We start from the raw sequence: 17825 nt of genomic DNA, 5'->3' as shown, positions 1-17825 counted from the left end.
GGTCTACGCCTGGTAGGCGAGCGCGAACTCCACGCGCCCGGCGTCGTCGACGGCCGCGTCGAGGATCTTGTCGTCGAGCAGCGCGGCGGCCTGCTCGTCGAGGTAGACCGTGGCGCCCGCCTGGTCGACCACCTGGTCGGCCGGCTCGGGCGACTCGGCGGCCGCGATGGCGAACGACGACGGGTCGGCGTCGCTGGTGATGCGCAGCCCCGCGGACTCGGGCTGGCCGGGCTGGGTGGTGATGTCGCGGACGATCGCGCGGGCGTTCTCGGTGAGGGTGAGCATGCTCGCCTTCCGGGTTGGCTCGGTCGTGCTCTGACCCGTTCCACGGTGGCGGACTCGGCCCGCGCGTTCAAGGCGGGCCCGGTCCCGGGCGTGTCGGTCGGCGCGGCGTGCCACGCTGGTGCCATGAGCGACGCCACCCCCGACACCTACCGCGCGGTCTCCCTCACCCGCCTCGACCGGGGCTCGTTCCGGGTCACCAACGCCGCCGGCGGCACCATCGACGTCGGTGTCACCGAGAGCGACTTCACCCCCGTCGAGCTGCTGCTGGCGGCCCTGGCCGGGTGCGCCGCGATCAACGTCGAGGAGCTGACGTCGCGGCGCGCCGAGCCGACGTCGTTCGACGTCGTCTCCGAGGGGCACAAGGGTCGCGACGACACCGGCAGCCGGATGACCGACCTCCGCCTGCTCTTCGACGCGGTCTTCCCCGAGGGCGAGGCCGGGGACGCCGCCCGCGCGATCCTGCCGCGGGTGCTCGCCCAGACCCACGACCGGATCTGCACGGTCTCGCGGACCGTCGGCCTGGGCTCCGACGTCGCCTACGAGCTCGCCCCCGAGGCTCCCTAGCCGACCGTGACCTTCTGCAGGGTGACCGCGGTCTTGGGCGCCCCGTCGGGGCCGCCGCCGCGGACGCCGGCGTCGCCGACCCGCGTGACCGCCTTGAGGGTGGCGGGGGAGACGGTGCCGAAGACCGTGTAGCTCGGCGGCAGCTCGCTGTCGCCGTAGACGATGAAGAACTGCGAGCCGTTCGTGTCGGCTCCGGCGTTGGCCATCGCCAGCGTGCCGGCCGGGTAGGTCTCGGAGCCGCTCAGCTCGTCGGCGAAGGAGTAGCCGGGGCCGCCGCTGCCGGTGCCGGTCGGGTCGCCGCACTGGAGCACGAAGATGCCCTGCGTGGTGAGCCGGTGGCACGAGGTGCCGTCGAAGAACCCCTGCTCGGCCAGGGCGGTGAACGAGTTGACCGTGCACGGCGCGGCAGCCGCGTCCAGGGTGGCCCTGAGCCTGCCGATGGTGGAGGCGATCGTGATCGCGACGTCGCCGTCGGCGCTCGGCCGGGCCGGCGGCGGCTGGACCGACGAGGTGGTGCCGCTGCCGTCGGAGGGGTAGGTGCAGGTCCCGCTCGGCACGGCGGCGGGCGGACCGTCGACGGCCTCCCCGACCGCGACGAAGTCGAGGGTGACCTCCTCGGCCGGGGCACCGTCGCCCGAGCCGTCGTCGGTGCCCCGGTCGGCGATGGACTGCACGACCGCCAGCCCGTCGGCGCCGATGGTGCCGAAGACGGTGTAGGACGGCGGGAGCGGCGTCTCGTCGTAGACGACGAAGAACTGCGAGCCGTTGGTGTTCGGCCCGGCGTTGGCCATCGCCAGGGTGCCGGCCGGGTAGGTCTCGGAGCCGGTCAGCTCGTCGGCGAAGGAGTAGCCGGGGCCGCCGGAGCCGGTGCCGGTCGGGTCGCCGCACTGCAGGACGTAGATGCCCTGCGTGGTGAGCCGGTGGCACGGCGTGTCGTCGTAGTAGCCCTGGCTGGCCAGCGAGGTGAACGAGTTCACCGTGCACGGCGCGGCCTGCGCGTCGAGCGTGGCGTCGACGTCGCCCGCGGACGTCTCGAGCACCACCTCGACCGTCCCGGTGTAGGCCGCGGCGGCGGGCGGCGGCTCGACGGCGCGAGCCGCCTCGCTGCCGGTGGTGTAGGTACAGGGCGCGCCCTCGGCGTTCTCGGGCTGCGGCTCGTGGGTCCTCGCCTCGGCGCCCGTGCTGTCGTCGGCTCCCTCGGACGCGGACGCGGACGGCGACGACCCCTCGTCGGGCGAGCCGCTCTCGTCGCCGCAGCCGGCGAGGCCGAGGACCAGGACGACGGCCGCGAGCAGGGATCCGGGACGGGCCAGGGAGCGCTTCACCATGCGGTGGATCGTAGGGGAGCCCCCGGGGTGCTCAGCTCCCGCTGTCCGGCGTGGCCGCGTGACCGGGGCGTCCGCGGGTGCGGCGCAGCTCCTTCATCTCGGCCTCGAACAGGTGCCGCCGGCCCTCGACGAGGTCGGCCAGCGCCCGCTCCTGGAGTCCCTTCGCGGTCGCGTAGTAGCCGTCGTCGTAGCCCTCGACCATCTGGAAGGACCACATGCCGGGGAGCACGTTGCGCCCGAGGAGGTCGCGGTCGAGCGCGTCGGCGAGGTCGTCGTGGCCGGCCGCCCGGATCAGCTCGGTCGCCTCCTCCAGCGTCGACTCCGCGCTGCCGCAGAGGCGGTGGAAGGCGTAGAGGTGGCCGCGGGCGTCCTCCACGTGGTCCAGCGCCGCCGAGAGCTTGCCGAGCGCCTCGACGGTGTCGTCGCTGACGCCGTCGGGGCGGCGGTGCTCCTCGGAGGGGCGGTCGGTCTCGCGCTCGTCGTCCACGCCCAGACCGTGACACGGGTCACCGGGGGCTGACTACGCTCAAAGGCATGAAGCTGGGTGTGCACTACGCGAACTTCAGCCACCCCGACTGGGCGACGACGCTGGAGGACCGGCTCACCGAGACCGCCCGCGTCGCCGACCAGGGTGGCGTCTCGCTCCTGGCGGTGATGGACCACTGGTTCCAGATGGAGGACCTCGGCGGCCCGGCCGAGCCGATGCTCGAGGGCTACACCACGCTGGGCTACCTCGCCGGCGTCACCGAGCGCGTCCGCCTCAGCCTCCTCGTGACCGGGGTGACCTACCGGCACCCGGGCCTGCTCGCCAAGACCGTCACCACGCTCGACCGGCTCTCGCGCGGTCGCGCCATGCTCGGCATCGGCGCCGCCTGGTACGACCGCGAGCACCGCGGCCTCGGCGTCCCGTTCCCGCCGACCGCCGAGCGCTTCGAGCGGCTCGAGGAGACCCTGCAGGTGTGCCTGCAGATGTGGGGTGACGACGAGGGGCCCTACGACGGGCGGCACTACCGGCTCGCCGAGACCGTGAACGTCCCGCCGCCGTACCAGCGGCCGCACCCGCCGATCCTCGTCGGCGGGTCGGGGGAGCGGAAGACGCTGCGGCTGGTCGCGCAGTACGCCCAGATGTGCAACCTGTTCGCCGAGGGCCACGACGTCGTGCGCCACAAGCTCGAGGTGCTCCGCGGGCACTGCGACACCCTCGGCACCGACTACGACGCCATCGAGAAGAGCGTCGTGCTCGCCGCCGATCCCCAGGGTGATCCCGAGGGCTTCCTCGCCGACATGGCCGGGTACGCCGCGCTCGGGATCGACACCGTCACGGTCGGGCCGGCCACCGCCGACCCGGTCGGGTGGACCACCGACGTGGTGGAGAAGGTGCTGCCGCGCCTTGCCGACCTCTGACCCGCGCCGTCCGGCCGCGCTCGCCCTGACGGCGCTCGTGGCCCTGGCGGCCTGCGCCACCGACGGCTCGGCGGAGGGGTCGCGACGGGCCGCTCCGGACCCGGCCGTGACGTCGTCGACCGCTCCCTCGGCACCCCCGTCCGCCGCACCGTCGGCACCGGGGGAGGACGTCGCCGAGACGCCGTCGCCGGCCCCCGCGTACGTCGTCAGCGACGGCCGGCCGCGTGATGCCCGGATGTCGATCCCGGAGCTCGACATCGCCGACCTGCGCGTGGAGGCCTACCGGGGTCACACCGACGACGCGGCCGGCCACGCCATCCAGAACACCGGGATCGCCGCCAGCCCCTTCGGGCCGCGCGGCGGCGTCGGGCCCGGTGGCGTCGGGAACTACCAGGTCACCGGCCACCGGACGTCGTCCACCCGGATCCTGGAGTTCCTGCCGGACCTCGGGCGCGGCGACCGGGTCGTCGTCCGGGCCGGCGGCGTCGAGTACGTCTACGAGATCCGGGGCACGCGGATCACCTCGTTCCGCTCGGCCCGTTCGTTGGCCGAGCAGCGGGCCGCCGTCCCCGGTCGCCCCGGTGCCACCCCGGTCCGCGCCATGATCACCATCTCGACCTGCCGCACCCAGGAGGACCACGCCGAGGGCAACTACTGGTCCGACGAGTTCGACAACCCCGAGCACCGCATCGACAAGATCGGCGTGCTGGTGCGCACCCGGCCGGCCTGACCCCTGCTCAGCGCACCACCGGGAGCCGCAGCGAGCTGTGGGCCGCGGCGAGCGTGACCCGGGTGCCGGCCGGCGGTCGGAGGGTGAAGTCGCGGTCGCTCGACATCACCACCAGCGCGATCCGGGCACCCGGCGGCAGCGCCCGGTCGAGCGGCTGGAGCTCGACGCGGACGTCGACCGGTCGACCGGGCACGAGCGGGGTGCCCCGGGTGGGCGAGCCGACGTTCTGGGGGTCGGCGAAGCCCTGCGTGAGCAAGGAGCCGCGCCCGGCGGGGTCGACCTGGCAGAGCGCGACCGTCACGTTCGCGGCGGTGGCGTCGAAGGTCAGGCGCACGTCGGCGCGCGGGGTGCCGCTGAGGTCGAGGCCCCGGCGCAGGACCGCGGAGCGGAAGATCGCGGCGTGCTCGCGCTCCCGACTCGCACAGACGTCGGCAGCGCTGAGCGACGCGTCGTCGGTGAAGGTGCGGCGCGCCGCGGACGACCGGCCGCCGGGCGCGAGCCCGCCACCGGCACGCAGGGTCCAGGTGCGCGGGCTCGACCCCGGCCGGGGCCACGAGCGGTACCAGCGGGTCGTGCCGCCGTCGCTCACCGCGGCCCGCTTGCCGCCGGCCACCCCGTTGCGGACGCCGTACAGGAAGTGGTCGAACCACCGGTCGACCAGGCGCTGGGGGACCGGGGTGCCGTGGCTGCCCTGGTCCCACCAGATCTTGGCCGGGACGCCGGCGCGGCGCAGCGCGGCGTACCACCGCGCAGCCTGGTCGGGCTTGACGTTGGTGTCGTTGAACCCGTGCCCGATCAGGACCGCGGCCCGCACGTCACCGGCCCTGGGCACCAGGTCCCGTGCCGCCCAGAAGTCGTTGTGGTCGCCGGTGGCGCGGTCCTGGTCCCGCTCGAGATCGGCGATCACCGGCCGGCAGATCCGCCGGTCGCGGCGGGTGTAGTCGAAGCGCGCCAGCACGTCGGCGTCCTCGCCCTGGTAGCCGCCGGGGGCCACGACCAGGCCGGCCTGGCGGTAGTAGTGGTACCAGCTCGAGATCGCCGACAGCGGCACGATGGCGCGCAGCCCCGCCACGCCGGTGGCGGCGGCCATGTTGGGCAGCGTCCCGTCGTAGGACGCCCCGGTCATCCCCACGTTGCCGGTCGACCAGCCGCGGGCGCGCACCAGGCGACCGGACGCCGTCCGGGCGGTGGTGCGGCCGTTGAGCCAGTCGACGAGCGCGACGGCGCCGGCCGCCTCCAGGTCGTCCCCGATCGTCGGGCAGCCGGTGGAGCCGTTCGAGCCGAGCGAGGCGACCCGCGCGTAGGCGTAGCCCTTGCGGGCCCAGGCGGCGCCGTCGGTGCGGATGCCGGTCAGGAGGTAGTCCTTGATCCTGCCGGGCGCCCCCGACGGACGACGGGCCTGGCCGAGCGGGACGTCGACGTCGTGGTTGGGCGCGCCGGCGCAGCACGAGAAGTAGGGCGACACCTGCGCGACGGTCGCGAGGCGGCGTCCACCGACGACACCCGGCCGGGGCCGGGTCACCACCACGCGCACGACGTCCGGTCGGCCATCGCGGTCGGAGTCGACCGACGTCGTCACGAACACCCGCGTGACCACGAGGTCCCGCTGGTCCGCGTCGTTGCGCGGCGGCCGGGACGGGTGGAGCGGGCTCAGTGCCTCGGCCCGCTCCGCCGTCGAGGCCGGAACGTCGGCCATGGCGTCGACGGGGCCGGGGGAGGGCGCAGCCGGACGGGCCGCCGCAGCGCTCACGCCGGCGAGCGGCAGCACGAGCGCGACGAGCAGGGCCAGGGTCCGAGAACGTGACGTCACGAGCGTGACACCAGCACGGACGCCGCTCGAGCGCAAGGGTCGGGCCCGGGACCGGGTGTCGGATCGGCCGGGTCGCGCCGCGTGGGCTGCGCGCTCGGCGTCGTCGTGCTGCTCGGCGCCGTCCGTAGGATCACGGGCATGGCAGATCGGTCGTCGTGGGGTGCCGGCACGTTCACGCTGTTCTGGATCGGGGTCGCGACCCTGGTGCTCGCCGTCGTTGGCGTGGTCGCGGGCCTCGTCCGCGACGACGTCCCCGGCACGCTCGGGGTCGTCCTCTCCGTGGGCCTCGGCGTGAGTGCGGTCGCGATCGTCGCCGCCGTGGCCGTGCGCGAACGACGGACCTGAACAGTCGGACACTGCGCCCGGCTCAGGTGCGCAACGGGTACCTGGCCCCGGAGGCGTGGGCCTGGTGGTGGTGAAAGGGACAGAGCAGGACGGCGTCCGTGGTGTTGGTCGTGCCGCCGCGGCTCCACGGGACCTCGTGGTGGGTGTGGCAGTACGCGGCGGGCGTCGTGCAGGCCGGGTGCTGGCAGTGGCGCTGCTCCAGCGCGATCGCGAGCCGCTGGGCCGGGTTGTGGAAGCGGCGCCGCCGTCCGACGTCGAGCACGTGGCCGGCGCCGTCGAGGACGGCGGGGATAATCCCGGCCTCGCAGGCCATCCGCCGGGCCTGGCCGGGGGAGAGCGCCACGTCGGTGTCGAGGTGGGCGGCCTGCAGGTCGCCGAGGAGGGTCCCGAGGGTCATCGTGACCACGACCGTGGCGTTCGTGCCACCCATCGACGGCAGCCGGTCGGCGGGGTAGCGCTCGACGTACTCGCCGAAGGCGCGGCCGAGCCGCTCGGGCGTCGGCTTGTCGAAGTCGTAGGACCCGGCGCCCTCCGTGGCGCGGACGTGCTTGGGGGCGGCGAGCGCCGCGAGCGCCTTGCGCAGCATCGAGGCCTGGGCCGTCGGGATCGCGAACGTGCCGTGGGCGAGGCCCTCGCCGTCGTCCCACAGCGTGAAGCGGGTCTTCCTCCAGGCGCGGGCCTCCTCGGCCCCGAGCAGGCGGGCCTCGTGCTCGTCGGCCTTGTCGGGGTCGATGGTCTCGAGGATCCGGCGGCCGAGGACCTTCAGGTCGTGCGCGTCGTGGTGGGCCGCCTCACCGAGGAGGTGCGCCTCGGCCTGGTCGCTCAGGTGCGTGTGCTCGTCGCCGAGGTCGTCGACCGCGGCGGCGATGACCTGGGCCTGCTCGGCGTGCACCCGACCTGCGGCCATCGCTGCCCTGGTCGGCTCGTGCGCCGCGAGGTCGTGGGCGAGCCGCGCCTTGCGCGAAGCCTCGCGACCGGTGACGCGGGTGATCCGCGCCAACCACTGCGCTGTCGACCTGGCCCCGATCGTCCCGGGCATCTCGATGTCCTCGGCGTGCCGGACGAGGCGGGCCTCGAGCTCCTGCACGCCCGCGATCACCGCGGCGAGGCGGGGGACCAGGTCTGCGGTCGCCTCGGCGCCGAGCGACCAGGTCTGGGCGTCCGAGAGACCCGCCAGCTCGGCCTCCAGGACCCCGACGAACCGCGCGACGGGATGTCCCACCACACGGTCGTCGGGATACCTGCTCATGCACCAATTCTACGCTCGTGAGCAGACAGTCGCCAGTGTGTTCGAGTATGCTGTGGACGATGCCCTGGTCCCGAGTCCTCGCTCCTGCGACGTGTCGCCATCGACCATCGCCCGCACCGTCATGCGGAGCCCAGGTCCCCAGTGAGGGGGCCGTCCTGCCCTTGAGGCATGCAACGATGCGTCCCCGGCTGGCGGGTGTGGCAGCCGAGCCTAGGGTCGGGGTGTGCGTCTCTACCTGCTCCGACATGGCCAGACACCCAGCAACGTGTCCGGCGCACTGGATACGAGTTTCCCCGGCGCGGAACTCACGGCCCTCGGCATCATTCAGGCTCAAGCAATCCCAGGAGTGCTTGCATCGGAGAACGTGCGTGCGGTTTACGCCTCAGAGCTGGTCCGGGCGCAGCTCACTGCCCGACCGCTGGCGGACCATCTGGGCGTCCAGGTCCAGATGCGTACAGGGTTGGAGGAAATCGCGGCGGGTGACCTGGAGATGTCGTCGGACGAGGCCTCGGTACGCGCCTATGCCGCCTGTCTGGCGTCGTGGATGCACGGTGACCTTGGTTGCAAGATGCCTGGCGGACCCTCGGGACGTGAGTTCGTTGATCGCTACGACGCGGCGATCGATGCGCTCGTTCAGGAACATCCGCACGAAACCGCCGTCGCTGTCGTCAGTCACGGCGCGGCCATTCGCGTCTGGGTGGCGCTCGCTGCTGGACTTCGTCCCGAGGATGCGACAGATCTGCGTCTTGCGAACACTGGCATGGGGGTGCTCGATCGCGACGCCGGTTCGGGTTGGACCCTGACGCGCTGGGTCGCAGACCCCGTCGGTGGGCAAGATCTGACTGACGAACGGGCCCACGACGTCACCGGCGAGAGCGCAGAGGAAGTCATCTGATCGCGGCGCTAGTGACGGGGGAGAGGATACTCGGAGCGATGGCTGTGAGCGCGTGGCGTACGACGAACCCAGTACTCGCACACCGCTCGACCTGACATAATGTCACTTATCGGCGAACCGAGGAACCTGCGAAACCGGCCTCGGAGCCACCACGTTGTGCACACTCTGTCCCATGGGTGGGACGACGGTGGTTCGCGCGTGCCTGGCGGCACTGTCGTGCTCGCTTCTCGACGGGTGCGGCGCCACAGGGAGCAGCAGCGACGGGGACTGCGAGAGCTCGTACGAGCCCGTGGCGGACGGTGCCACCTGGGGTGACTTGAAGGACGCCATGCTGGACTTCGACGGGCAGGGTCGAGTCGTGTCGGTGCGGACGCAAGCACGAGGTCACGACGTCGGTGCGGGTGACGAGGATGCAGTGCGTGTGGTCGACCTCCTCGACAGGCGGGGATCGCGTGTCCTCCAGGTCGAGGTCTGGCGCACCGAGGCCGGCGCCTGGCGTGCTGGCGCCTGGAGCCAGTGCATCGACTAGCCCGGACGGAGCACGGACGGCTCAGGTGACGTCCCTCAACGGCGGACGCCGCGACCGGGCGATCATCAGCCAGCATCCCGACAGCGACGCGGCACCGCCAGCACCGCGACCGCTGCGACCGCGCCGGTCCGCCGGCCGTCGCAGGCCGCCTCGGCCTCGTCGTAGCCAGCCCTGCCGAGGTCGTCGACGCCCCGGCTGACGGTGCTGCTGTCGGCGCGGGGCCGGCCCACCGAGACCACCGAGGAGCACACGGTGCCCGACGCGGAGTCCTCGCTGCGGTCCTCGAAGTTGACGTGCGGCGGGTACAGGAGCAGGAAGCCCATCACGCAGACCATCAGGAACAGCCCCATCCAGACGAGGGTCGGGGCGAGGTCGCTCCAGATCCCGGGGCGGGTGGGCTGCTCGGCGTCGCTCACGGTGCGCACCCTGCCACGTCCGGGACGACCACCAGACCAGACCCTGTGGCTCCGCGGCACCCGGGCTCACCCCTGGTACGGCGGCGCCACTCCCCAGCCCCATCGCGGCACGGGCGCGTGCTCGGCGACGGCGGCGCCACGCACCGAGTTGCCCATCGCCAGGCGGGTCCCCCACTCGACGTAGCCGATGATCGCGGCGCGGAACTCCGGGTCGTCGGGCAGGGCGGCGTCGTCGGCCGCGAGGCTCATCGTGGCCACGAAGCGGTGGCGCTGCTCGGGCGTGATGCCGAGGTTGCGGTGGTGGGCCAGCATCGTCTCGTAGCCGCCGTGCTCGTCGGTGTAGGCCGTCGGGCCACCCAGGACCTCCGCCCACCAGGCGGCCACGTGCGACCGGTGCCGCTCGTCGACGCCGCCCGGGAAGAACGGCGCGAGCAGGTCGTCGGCCTCGACGCGGTCGTAGAACGCGTCGATCAGGGCGCGGACCGGCTCGGCTCCCCCGGCCCACTCGAACAGCGTCGGCAGACCCGGCTCCTCGACTCCCATGGCACCGACTCTCGCAGACCGTGCGCCGCTTCCGCGAGGTCCACGTGCTGGGATGGCCGGATGGGCGACGTCGCGGTGCCGGTGGAGCTGCTCTGGGAGGACGGCGACCCGCACGCGGCGCTGAGAACGCGCTTCGGGTTCGCGGACGCCGTCGCGGCCGCGGCCTGGGTGGCGGCGGTCGTCGAGGCGGAGTGGGGTCTCGAGGTCGGGTCGGTCGATCGGGTCGTCATCAGCGACTCGAACGCCCTCGCCTGGCTCGCGACGCCGGCCGGACCGGTGCTCGCGAAGTGGTCGGCGGCTCCCGACCGGTTCGCCCACCTCGACGCGGTCGCCCGGCTCACCGGGTGGCTGGCCAGGCGGGGGCTGCCGGTGTCGGCGCCGCTCCGCTCGCTCGGCGGTGTCCCGCAGGTCAGGGTCGCGGGCGTCTCGATGAACCTCCAGCGCGTGGTGCCCGGCGACCTCCTCGACGTCGGCCGCCCCGAGCAGGTGCGGGCCGCGGGAGCCGTCCTGGCGCGGCTGCACGGCGCGCTCGCGGCGTACCCCCGCGCGACCTGGTCCGACTCCCCCACGCCCGAGGTGGCCGCCCCGGCCGCCCGCATCGCCACGTGGCTCGGCGCCACGGACGACGGGGTCCTGACGCCCGCCCGCGAGGCCCTGCGCGGTCTCGCCGCCCGCGCCCCGGACGACGGGCTGCCGGTCCAGCTCGTCCACGGCGACGTGCGGGCCGCGAACATCCTGTGCGAGGGCGAGAGCGCCACGGTCACCGCCCTGCTCGACCTCGAGGAGGCGCGGGTCGACCACGCCGTCGTCGAGCTGGCGCGCTCGGCGGTGCTGCTCGGGACCCGGTTCCGCGGCTGGGCACCGGTGTCGTCCGACGTCCGGGCCGGGTTCCTGGCGGGCTACGAGTCCGTGCGTCCACTGAGCCCGGTCGAGGCCGCCTGGTGGGACGCCCTGGTCCTGTGGCAGGCCCTGGCCGCCGTCCCGGCCGGTGACGACCCGGCGGGGTGGGGCGCGTCGGCGCTGGACCACGTGGGTCCGCGCGGCACCGCGGGGTGAGAGCGTCGTCAGGGCCGAGGTCGGGCGGGCGTGCCCTCGTGCCACATCCGGCGCTCGGCCGGCTCGGTGGCCGGCCAGTCGTCGGGCACGCCGTGGTCGACGAACCCGGCGCGGGTGTAGGCGCGGATCGCACCGAGGTTGTCGTCGCGCACCATGAGCCCCGTGCGCCGTCCGCCGTCGCGGGCCCAGTCGACCACCAGGGCGATCAGCCGCCCGGCCAGTCCGGTGCCCCGCTCGCCCGGGGCGACCCACATCGAGATCAGCTCCACCGACTCCCCCGACTCCCCCGACGCCACGCCCGAGACCACGCCGACCGGCCCGTCGACCCCCCTGGCCACCACCGTGAACGGGACGTCGGTCAGCCGGCGGCGCCAACGCTCCTCGGTCGCGTCGGCCCACTCGGAGTGGCGCGCACCGAAGGCGCCCGGGGCGTCGGCGAGCGCCGCGAGGCGCACGGCGCGGAACTCGCGCCAGTCGTCCGGGCCGATGCGGACCAGGTCGGGGGCGCTCACGGCGAGCAGGCTAGTCGGCCCACGGGTGCCGGGGGTCGAGGAGGGCGACGGTGTCGCGCAGCCAGCGGCGTGCCCGCGCGTCGAGCATCGGCAGGGCGACCTCGGCGTCGCGGCGGTCCTTCTCGCGCACCTGGGCCGCCTTGAACATCAAGGTCACCTCGGGGCGGGCGTAGCGGAGCCCGTCCGGCGCGACCCACGTGACGTCGTCGAGGTCCTCGGTGTGCGCCGGGTGCCGCTTGTTGCCCCAGCGCCCGTCGGTCGACGGGGTGAAGGGGACGTCGAGGACCCACGGCGACCGGGCGTCCCGGCGCACCCACACCTGGCTGTCGGGCCGGACGTCGGTGAACCGGTCGTCGAAGGGACGGAACCACCCGTCGTCGACGTTCCACGGGGTCCACCGCTCCCCCAGGAACAGCCGGAAGGCCTCGGCGTCGTCGGACAGGATCGAGATGTCCATGTCCTCGTGGTCGCGCGGCACGCCGGTGAAGACCTCGATGCTCCAGCCGCCGATGATCCACCAGGGCCGGTCGAAGCCGTCCATGAACGCCGCGATGGTCGTCGGGTCGAGCGGGTCCCAGCCGCCGTACCAGCGGTCGAACGCCGCGGGTCCGAGGTGACCGGCTCGGGGCGGGGCGGGGTCGGGTGGCCCGAGCGGTGGTCTCACGCCGGACGACGCTACCGGGGCTCGGCGTCCGGCGGGCCGAGCTCGGCCGGCAGGTCGCCGTCCGGGAGCAGGGTCAGCGACGTCACGGCGCGGGTCAGGCAGACGTAGAGGCGCCGCAGCCCCGTCACCCGGTCGGGCTCGCCGGCGACGATCCCCTCCGGGTCCAGCAGGACGACGTGGTCGAACTCCAGGCCCTTGGCCAGGCTCGCGGGCACCAGGTCGAGGTGCGCGTCGAGCTCCGAGGCCCCCTCCCCCCAGGTCTCGCCCGAGCCGTCCTCGCCGAGGCGGGTGAGGCGCACCCCGGCCTCGAGCAGCGACGCCGCCACGTGGTCGACCCGGGCGTCGGGCACGACCACCGCCACCGACCCGACCCGCTCGCCGACCCGCAGCGCCACGTCGGCGACGGGGTCGGTGGAGACGACCAGCTCGCCGCGGGAGCGCCGCACCGACGTCGGCGGCTCGAGGTCGGGCGCGATGTGCGGCAGCAGCCGGGCGGCGTACTCGATCACCTCGCCGGGCACCCGGAAGCCGCGGGTGAGCTGCTCGACGTGCGCGTCCGGCTTGCCGAGGTGACCGAGCGCCTCCGCCCACGACCGGGTCGCCCACGGCGTGGTGGCCTGCGCGAGGTCGCCGAGCACGGTCAGGGAGCCCGTGGACGCGCGCCGCGCCAGCGCCCGCAGCATCATCGGTGACAGGTCCTGCGCCTCGTCGACCACGATGTGGGCCAGCGACGGCGTCCGGTTGAGCAGGTCGCCCGCCTCGTCGAGCAGGACGACGTCGGCCAGCGACCACCGCGCCGAGCCCGGCGCCCGCGACGGCCTGGCCCACCGCAGCGCCTCCTGCTCGGCCGGCTCGAGGACTCCCGCGGCCGCCGCCTCGAGCGCCGCCGGGTCGGACAGCAGCAGCCACACGACACGGGCGGGATCGACCTGCGGCCACAGCTGCTTGACGTACTCGCGCACCGGCCGGGACCGCGCCACCGCGTCCTGGACCCGGTCGTCGGGCGACTCGCCGCCGTCGGCCATCGCCGAAAGCACGCGGTGGGCCAGGGCCTGCGGCAGCATCGCCCGGCCGGCGTCGTGGCGCACGCCGCGGGCCCGCAGCCCGTCGAGCACCTCGGCGACGTCGTCGGCCGCCACCCGCCAGCGCCGCGACCCCCACGGCACGACCAGCGGCTCGGTCGGGGCCGCGACCCGACCCCACACCGCCCGTTCGAGGACGACGGCCATCCGGGCGTCGCCCTTGAGCACGGCGACGGCGGCCGGGTCGGTGGTGCGCACCTCGACGGCCCGCCGGCCCGACGCGCCGGCCACCACGAGCTCGTCGATCGTCGACTGCGTCGCCTCCACCTCACCCAGCGCCGGGAGCACCTCGCGGATGTAGCGCAGGAAGCTCGCGTTCGGCCCGACGACCAGGACGCCCTGGCGGCGCAGCTGGTCGCGGTGGGCGTAGAGGAGGTAGGCGGCACGGTGCAGGCCCACGGCGGTCTTGCCCGTGCCGGGCGCCCCCTGCACGCAGATGGTCCGGGTCAGCTCGGCCCGCACGATCACGTCCTGCTCGGGCTGGATCGTGGCGACGATGTCGCGCATCGGGCCCACCCGGGGGCGCTCGATCTCCGACTCCAGGATCTCGGAGAAGCCCTCGTCAGCACCGTCGCCGTCCCCCGCGCCGCCGGTGAGGTCCTCGTCCTCGAACGCGGTGAGGCGCCCCTCCTGGAAGCCGTAGCGGCGGCGGACCCTGACCCCCATCGGCTCGCGGGCGCTGGCCCGGTAGAACGGCAGGCTCACCGGTGCCCGCCAGTCGACGACGAGCGGGTCGCCGAGCTCGTCGGAGACGTGGCGCCGCCCGATGTGCAGCGACTCCGCGTCGGTCCCGGGCCCCTCGGTCGTCTCGAGCCGGCCGAAGAACAGCGGGACCGTCGGGTCGTCGGCCAGCTGCTCCATGCGGAGGGCCAGCGACGCCGTGAGGACCTCCTGGCTGACCCAGTCACCCGCGGCCGCGCCGTCCAGCGACGCCGTGCGCCGGCGCATCCTGGCCAGCTGGCGGCGGGACTCGGCCAGGTGCTCGACCTCGGCGGCCAGCTCGACGTCGTCCGCACCGGCGTCGGGGGCGGGGTCGCGGGACACGGCAGGAACCTCCGAGGCGGTCGACGGGAGCAGCCACCGACCGTACCAATCCGGACGGTCGAAAGTGCGTTGACCGCCCCCGGGTCCGGTCCTAGCGTCGGGCCATGTCGCTCCGACTCGACGCCCTGGTCATCGACGCGCACGACCCGCCCGGACTCGCCGGCTTCTGGTCCGGCGTCCTCGGGTGGACGCCGACCGGGGACGGTCTGACCCTCGAGCCCGCGGACGACACCGGCTTCCTGATCCGCTTCCGCCCGACCCGGGCGCCGAAGACCGGGCCGAACCAGGTGCACACCGACCTGACGAGCACGTCGCTGGAGGCCCAGGAGCAGACCGTCGCCAGGGTGCTGGAGCTCGGGGGGCGTCACCTCGACGTCGGCCAGGGCCCCGAGGAGGCGCACGTCGTGCTCGCGGACCCGGAGGGCAACGAGCTCTGCGTCATCGAGCCCGGCAACGGCTTCCTCGCGGGCTGTCCGTTCCTCGGGGCGCTGTCGAGCGACGGCACCCAGGCGGTCGGCTACTTCTGGAGCGCGGCGCTGGGCTGGCCCCTGGTCTGGGACCAGGACGAGGAGACCGCGATCCAGGCGCCGCACGGGGGCCCGAAGATCTCCTGGGGCGGTCCGCCGGTCAACGTCAAGACGGGCAAGAACCGCTGGCACCTCGACCTCGCCCCGGACGACGGCAGCGACCAGGCCACGGAGGTCGCGCGGCTGGTCGCGCTCGGGGCCTCGCCCGCCGACATCGGTCAGGGATCGGCCAGGCCGGGCCTCGACCCGGTCGTGCTGGCCGACCCGGACGGCAACGAGCTCTGCGTGCTCGCGGGGCCGTGACGCACCCGGGGGTCAGCGGTCGGGACGCGGGTGCGGGTCGTGGGGGTGCTCGGGGTCGGCGGCGAAGATCTTCTCGTACAGGTCGTAGATGACCCACGCCTTCTCGTTGTTGTAGAGCATCGCGTCGGTGAACCCCCGCCGGGCGACCTCCTGCTTCACCGAGGCGTACAGCTCCCGGTCCGCGGGGTGGGTCCGCAGCCAGGCACCGAACATCCGGTGCCGCCGCGACTCGCGGGAGTCGGGCGCGAAGACGTGGAGGTTGCACGCCGGGTCGGTGCCGCGCAGGCAGCGGTGCTCCTCCCACTCCGGCTCGCGCACCCGCAGCTCGAAGCCGGCCGCCTCGAGCTGGGGCAGCCAGGCCTCCTCGTGGGCGGGATCGGGCACGAGCAGGTCCACGTCGACGACCGGCTTGGCCGGCAGCCCCGGCACGGACGTCGAGCCGACGTGCGCGATCGAGACCACCTGCTCCCCCAGCGCCGCGACCACGCGGGAGCGGACGGCGTCGTACCACTGCGACCAGGCCGGGTCGGGCGGCACGACCTCCACGGTCTCCGGGGCGCGGGCGGAGGCTGCGACCCGGGCTGCGTCGATCTCCTCGGCGGAGGGGACCTCGTAGGGGTTCCAGAGCGGGTGGACGGCCACGGGGCCAACCTAGGGCGTGCCGCGCGGCCGTGCGGGATCAGCCCTGGCTCTGTCCGGCGCGCAGGAAGACCCGCAGCGCCGAGACGAACGCCTCGGGGCGCTCGCTGTGCACCCAGTGCCCGGCGCCCTTGATCGTCACCTGGGTCGTGCGGGGGAAGAGCCGGCGCATGGCGGGCTCGTGCTCGGGCCGGACGTAGGACGAGCGCTCGCCGGCCACCCAGAGCACGGGGTGGTCGAAGCCCGCGCCGTCGCCCAGCCGGTCCGCGTCGGGGAAGCCCGCGATGCTCGGCAACCCGGCCCGGAGCAGCGCCAGGTTGGCCCGCCAGGCGAAGCCGCCGCCGTCGCTGGCGCGGAGGTTCTGGAGCAGGAAGCCGCGGACCCGGTCGTCCGGGATCGGCGCGGTGAGCGCCCGGTCGGCGTCGGCGCGCCGGACCACGGAGGTCAGGTCGAGCGCGGCGAGGCTGTCGAGGAGGTGCTCGAACTCCCCCGCCCCGGCGCTGTCGGCCGGGGAGATGTCGACCACGACGAGCCGGTCGACGAGCTCGGGGTGGCGCAGGGCGAGCACCATCGCGACCTTCCCGCCCATCGAGTGCCCCACGACGTGCACGGGCCCGGCGGCCGCGAACCCGTCGCGGAGGTCGGCGGCCACGGCGTCCGCGACGGCGACGTAGTCGACCGAGTCGGTCCACCCGGAGCGGCCGTGGTTGGGCAGGTCGACCAGCAGCGAGCGCAGGTCCGGCTCGAGCGCCCGGGCGATCGGGACGAAGTTGCGGCCCTGGCCGAACAGCCCGTGCAGGAAGACGACCCGCTCACCGGTCGAGCCGATCTCGGTCGTGTGCAGCACCCCCGGAGCCTAGTGGCCGCCGGGGACTACCGGGCGGTGGCGTCGGCGAGCAGCGGAACGATCGCGTCGATCGCGTACTGGATGCTCAGCGGCGTGGCGGCCGAGAAGGCGTTGGCCAGGACCGGGTCGTCGATGAGGATCGAGCGCCCGTCCTCGACGGCCGGGAGCGCGTTGTAGAGGTCGTCGCCGGTGATCGCGGAGGCCTCGATGAAGATCGGGAAGCTCACCACGACGTCGGCGTCGAGCAGCTCGAGCTGGTCGCCCGCGACCGGCACGGAGAACGACTCGGTGCCCAGCGCGGCGACCTCGGGCTTCTCGGCGAAGCCGAGCTCGGTCATGAACTGCTGGCGGGCGTCGACGGCGGTGTAGACACCCCAGCCCTCGCTGGTCTTGGCCGAGACGGTCGCGGTCCGGCCGGCGAACTCGGGGTGGGCCTCGACGGCGTCGGCGAACGCGGCGTCGACGTCGGCGAGCAGCTCCTCGCCGTCCTCGGGGAGCCCGAGCGCCTGCGAGATCATGGTGACCTGCTCCTCGGTGGTCGTCGTCCAGCCGTCGGCCCCCTCGGGGATGCTGATCACGTTGGGGGTGATCTCGGTCAGCGCGTCGTGACGCTCCTGCGTCCCCTCGCTGCGGACGTCGAGGATCAGGTCGGGCTCCAGGGCCCCGATGGCCTGGGTGTCGAGCTCGGTGGTGCCGAAGAACTCCGGGGTCTCGTCGTAGAGGTCGCTGGCCCAGGGACCGACGCCGTTGGCGTCCTCGCCGAAGGCCAGCCAGTCCGACGCGCCGATCGGCTGGACGCCCAGCGCGAGGGCGACCTCGGCGTCGCCCCAGCCGAGGGCGACGACCTTCTCGGGCTTCTCGGTGATCTCGACGGCACCGAACTTCGTCTCCACCGTGACCGGGAACGCGCCGTCGGTCGACTCCCCGGAGGAGCTGTCGGTGCCCTGCTCGTCGGACTCCTCGCTCGAGTCGGTGCAGGCCGAGAGGGTCAGCGCGAGGACGCTGGCGGCGACGAGGGCGAGGCCGCGGCGCAGGGCGGAGTGGGACATCGAG

20 protein-coding genes are annotated in these 17825 nt (G+C 74.2%); 7 read left to right on the top strand and 13 right to left on the bottom strand.

The features are described 5' to 3' along the window. Nucleotides 1-3: 3 nt before the first annotated feature. Nucleotides 4-285, bottom strand: coding sequence for a Fe-S cluster assembly protein HesB (locus tag FE634_RS10440; protein WP_137291806.1), 282 nt, complete (start codon nucleotides 283-285; stop codon nucleotides 4-6). Nucleotides 286-408: 123 nt separating this feature from the next. Between FE634_RS10440 and FE634_RS10435 the strand changes: the two genes are divergently transcribed. After that, the gene (locus FE634_RS10435; protein WP_148240565.1) at nucleotides 409-849 is read left to right on the top strand and encodes an OsmC family protein; all 441 of its coding nucleotides are present in this window, start codon (nucleotides 409-411) and stop codon (nucleotides 847-849) included. Here the strand turns inward: FE634_RS10435 and FE634_RS21775 are convergent. Together FE634_RS21775 and FE634_RS10425 are read right to left on the bottom strand one after the other, a co-directional pair. Next, nucleotides 846-2177 (bottom strand): peptidylprolyl isomerase, encoded by a 1332-nt coding sequence (locus tag FE634_RS21775; protein WP_138875834.1) that lies wholly within the window; start codon nucleotides 2175-2177, stop codon nucleotides 846-848. The genes FE634_RS10435 and FE634_RS21775 overlap by 4 nt on opposite strands. A 31-nt stretch (nucleotides 2178-2208) precedes the next feature. Further along, entirely contained in the window at nucleotides 2209-2664 is a 456-nt protein-coding gene (locus FE634_RS10425) for a hypothetical protein (protein WP_137291809.1), read from the bottom strand. 47 nt (nucleotides 2665-2711) lie between these two features. On the opposite strand from FE634_RS10425, the gene FE634_RS10420 reads away from it, so the two are divergent. Then, the gene (locus tag FE634_RS10420) at nucleotides 2712-3581 is read left to right on the top strand and encodes an LLM class F420-dependent oxidoreductase (protein ID WP_138875833.1); all 870 of its coding nucleotides are present in this window, start codon (nucleotides 2712-2714) and stop codon (nucleotides 3579-3581) included. Next, a complete protein-coding gene (locus FE634_RS10415) occupies nucleotides 3568-4311 on the top strand; it encodes a sortase domain-containing protein (protein WP_262347650.1) in 744 nt (247 codons plus the stop codon). The genes FE634_RS10420 and FE634_RS10415 overlap by 14 nt, the downstream gene beginning before the upstream one ends. A 7-nt stretch (nucleotides 4312-4318) precedes the next feature. Here the strand turns inward: FE634_RS10415 and FE634_RS10410 are convergent, their stop codons facing one another. Beyond that, nucleotides 4319-6121, bottom strand: coding sequence for a CocE/NonD family hydrolase (locus FE634_RS10410; RefSeq protein WP_138875832.1), 1803 nt, complete (start codon nucleotides 6119-6121; stop codon nucleotides 4319-4321). A 138-nt stretch (nucleotides 6122-6259) separates the two neighbouring features. Here FE634_RS10410 and FE634_RS21025 point away from each other — a divergent pair, with 138 nt between their 5' ends. Then, on the top strand, nucleotides 6260-6466 hold the full coding sequence (locus FE634_RS21025) for a hypothetical protein (RefSeq protein WP_187366877.1): 207 nt from the start codon (nucleotides 6260-6262) through the stop codon (nucleotides 6464-6466). Nucleotides 6467-6488: 22 nt separating this feature from the next. Here FE634_RS21025 and FE634_RS10400 read toward each other — a convergent pair whose 3' ends face one another. Further along, nucleotides 6489-7715: an HNH endonuclease signature motif containing protein gene (locus FE634_RS10400; protein WP_138875831.1), complete on the bottom strand. Its 1227-nt coding sequence runs from the start codon at nucleotides 7713-7715 to the stop codon at nucleotides 6489-6491. Between the two features lie 223 nt (nucleotides 7716-7938). Here FE634_RS10400 and FE634_RS10395 point away from each other — a divergent pair, with 223 nt between their 5' ends. Continuing rightward, entirely contained in the window at nucleotides 7939-8610 is a 672-nt protein-coding gene (locus FE634_RS10395; RefSeq protein ID WP_138875830.1) for a histidine phosphatase family protein, read from the top strand. Nucleotides 8611-9204: 594 nt separating this feature from the next. Here FE634_RS10395 and FE634_RS10390 read toward each other — a convergent pair. Both FE634_RS10390 and FE634_RS10385 read right to left on the bottom strand, forming a co-directional pair. Continuing rightward, nucleotides 9205-9555 (bottom strand): hypothetical protein, encoded by a 351-nt coding sequence (locus FE634_RS10390; protein ID WP_138875828.1) that lies wholly within the window; start codon nucleotides 9553-9555, stop codon nucleotides 9205-9207. Between the two features lie 66 nt (nucleotides 9556-9621). After that, nucleotides 9622-10098 (bottom strand): group II truncated hemoglobin, encoded by a 477-nt coding sequence (locus FE634_RS10385; RefSeq protein WP_137291818.1) that lies wholly within the window; start codon nucleotides 10096-10098, stop codon nucleotides 9622-9624. Nucleotides 10099-10158: 60 nt separating this feature from the next. Between FE634_RS10385 and FE634_RS10380 the strand changes: the two genes are divergently transcribed. Then, nucleotides 10159-11154 carry a phosphotransferase enzyme family protein gene (locus FE634_RS10380; protein WP_138875827.1) on the top strand — a complete coding sequence of 332 codons (996 nt, stop codon included), beginning with the start codon at nucleotides 10159-10161 and terminating at the stop codon, nucleotides 11152-11154. Between the two features lie 8 nt (nucleotides 11155-11162). Here FE634_RS10380 and FE634_RS10375 read toward each other — a convergent pair whose 3' ends face one another. From FE634_RS10375 to FE634_RS10365, 3 genes are read right to left on the bottom strand one after another with little or no spacing between them, the layout of a single operon-like run. Further along, complete coding sequence (locus tag FE634_RS10375) at nucleotides 11163-11666, bottom strand: GNAT family N-acetyltransferase (RefSeq protein ID WP_222847700.1); 504 nt, start codon at nucleotides 11664-11666, stop codon at nucleotides 11163-11165. A gap of 10 nt (nucleotides 11667-11676) precedes the next feature. Continuing rightward, complete coding sequence (locus FE634_RS10370) at nucleotides 11677-12330, bottom strand: nucleotidyltransferase domain-containing protein (RefSeq protein WP_138875826.1); 654 nt, start codon at nucleotides 12328-12330, stop codon at nucleotides 11677-11679. An 11-nt stretch (nucleotides 12331-12341) separates the two neighbouring features. Continuing rightward, nucleotides 12342-14456 (bottom strand): HelD family protein, encoded by a 2115-nt coding sequence (locus tag FE634_RS10365; protein ID WP_262347649.1) that lies wholly within the window; start codon nucleotides 14454-14456, stop codon nucleotides 12342-12344. Nucleotides 14457-14560: 104 nt separating this feature from the next. On the opposite strand from FE634_RS10365, the gene FE634_RS10360 reads away from it, so the two are divergent. Beyond that, complete coding sequence (locus FE634_RS10360; protein WP_138875825.1) at nucleotides 14561-15286, top strand: VOC family protein; 726 nt, start codon at nucleotides 14561-14563, stop codon at nucleotides 15284-15286. A gap of 12 nt (nucleotides 15287-15298) precedes the next feature. Here the strand turns inward: FE634_RS10360 and FE634_RS10355 are convergent, their stop codons facing one another. Genes FE634_RS10355 through FE634_RS10345 form a run of 3 tightly spaced genes read right to left on the bottom strand, consistent with a single transcriptional unit; the run spans nucleotide 15299 to nucleotide 17821 of the window. Beyond that, on the bottom strand, nucleotides 15299-15928 hold the full coding sequence (locus FE634_RS10355; RefSeq protein WP_138875824.1) for a GrpB family protein: 630 nt from the start codon (nucleotides 15926-15928) through the stop codon (nucleotides 15299-15301). Between the two features lie 37 nt (nucleotides 15929-15965). Next, nucleotides 15966-16772 (bottom strand): alpha/beta fold hydrolase, encoded by an 807-nt coding sequence (locus FE634_RS10350; protein ID WP_138875823.1) that lies wholly within the window; start codon nucleotides 16770-16772, stop codon nucleotides 15966-15968. Between the two features lie 26 nt (nucleotides 16773-16798). After that, nucleotides 16799-17821, bottom strand: coding sequence for an ABC transporter substrate-binding protein (locus FE634_RS10345; RefSeq protein WP_148240564.1), 1023 nt, complete (start codon nucleotides 17819-17821; stop codon nucleotides 16799-16801). Nucleotides 17822-17825 lie beyond the last annotated feature (4 nt).

Origin of the sequence: Nocardioides sp. S-1144, from assembly GCF_005954645.2 — a bacterium.
Lineage (GTDB): Bacteria > Actinomycetota > Actinomycetes > Propionibacteriales > Nocardioidaceae > Nocardioides > Nocardioides dongxiaopingii.
Note: the sequence above shows the minus strand (reverse complement) of the source record. Positions and strands in the feature narration are given on the sequence as shown.

Excerpts from the sequence above, each read along its gene's own strand:
- FE634_RS10420 (WP_138875833.1), top strand. The coding sequence starts at position 2,712 with ATGAAGCTGGGTGTGCACTACGCGAACTTCAGCCACCCCGACTGGGCG.
- FE634_RS10440 (WP_137291806.1), bottom strand. The coding sequence starts at position 285 with ATGCTCACCCTCACCGAGAACGCCCGCGCGATCGTCCGCGACATCACC.
- FE634_RS10400 (WP_138875831.1), bottom strand. The coding sequence starts at position 7,715 with ATGAGCAGGTATCCCGACGACCGTGTGGTGGGACATCCCGTCGCGCGG.
- FE634_RS10435 (WP_148240565.1), top strand. The coding sequence starts at position 409 with ATGAGCGACGCCACCCCCGACACCTACCGCGCGGTCTCCCTCACCCGC.
- FE634_RS10380 (WP_138875827.1), top strand. The coding sequence starts at position 10,159 with ATGGGCGACGTCGCGGTGCCGGTGGAGCTGCTCTGGGAGGACGGCGAC.
- FE634_RS10345 (WP_148240564.1), bottom strand. The coding sequence starts at position 17,821 with ATGTCCCACTCCGCCCTGCGCCGCGGCCTCGCCCTCGTCGCCGCCAGC.
- FE634_RS21775 (WP_138875834.1), bottom strand. The coding sequence starts at position 2,177 with ATGGTGAAGCGCTCCCTGGCCCGTCCCGGATCCCTGCTCGCGGCCGTC.
- FE634_RS10385 (WP_137291818.1), bottom strand. The coding sequence starts at position 10,098 with ATGGGAGTCGAGGAGCCGGGTCTGCCGACGCTGTTCGAGTGGGCCGGG.
- FE634_RS21025 (WP_187366877.1), top strand. The coding sequence starts at position 6,260 with ATGGCAGATCGGTCGTCGTGGGGTGCCGGCACGTTCACGCTGTTCTGG.
- FE634_RS10360 (WP_138875825.1), top strand. The coding sequence starts at position 14,561 with ATGTCGCTCCGACTCGACGCCCTGGTCATCGACGCGCACGACCCGCCC.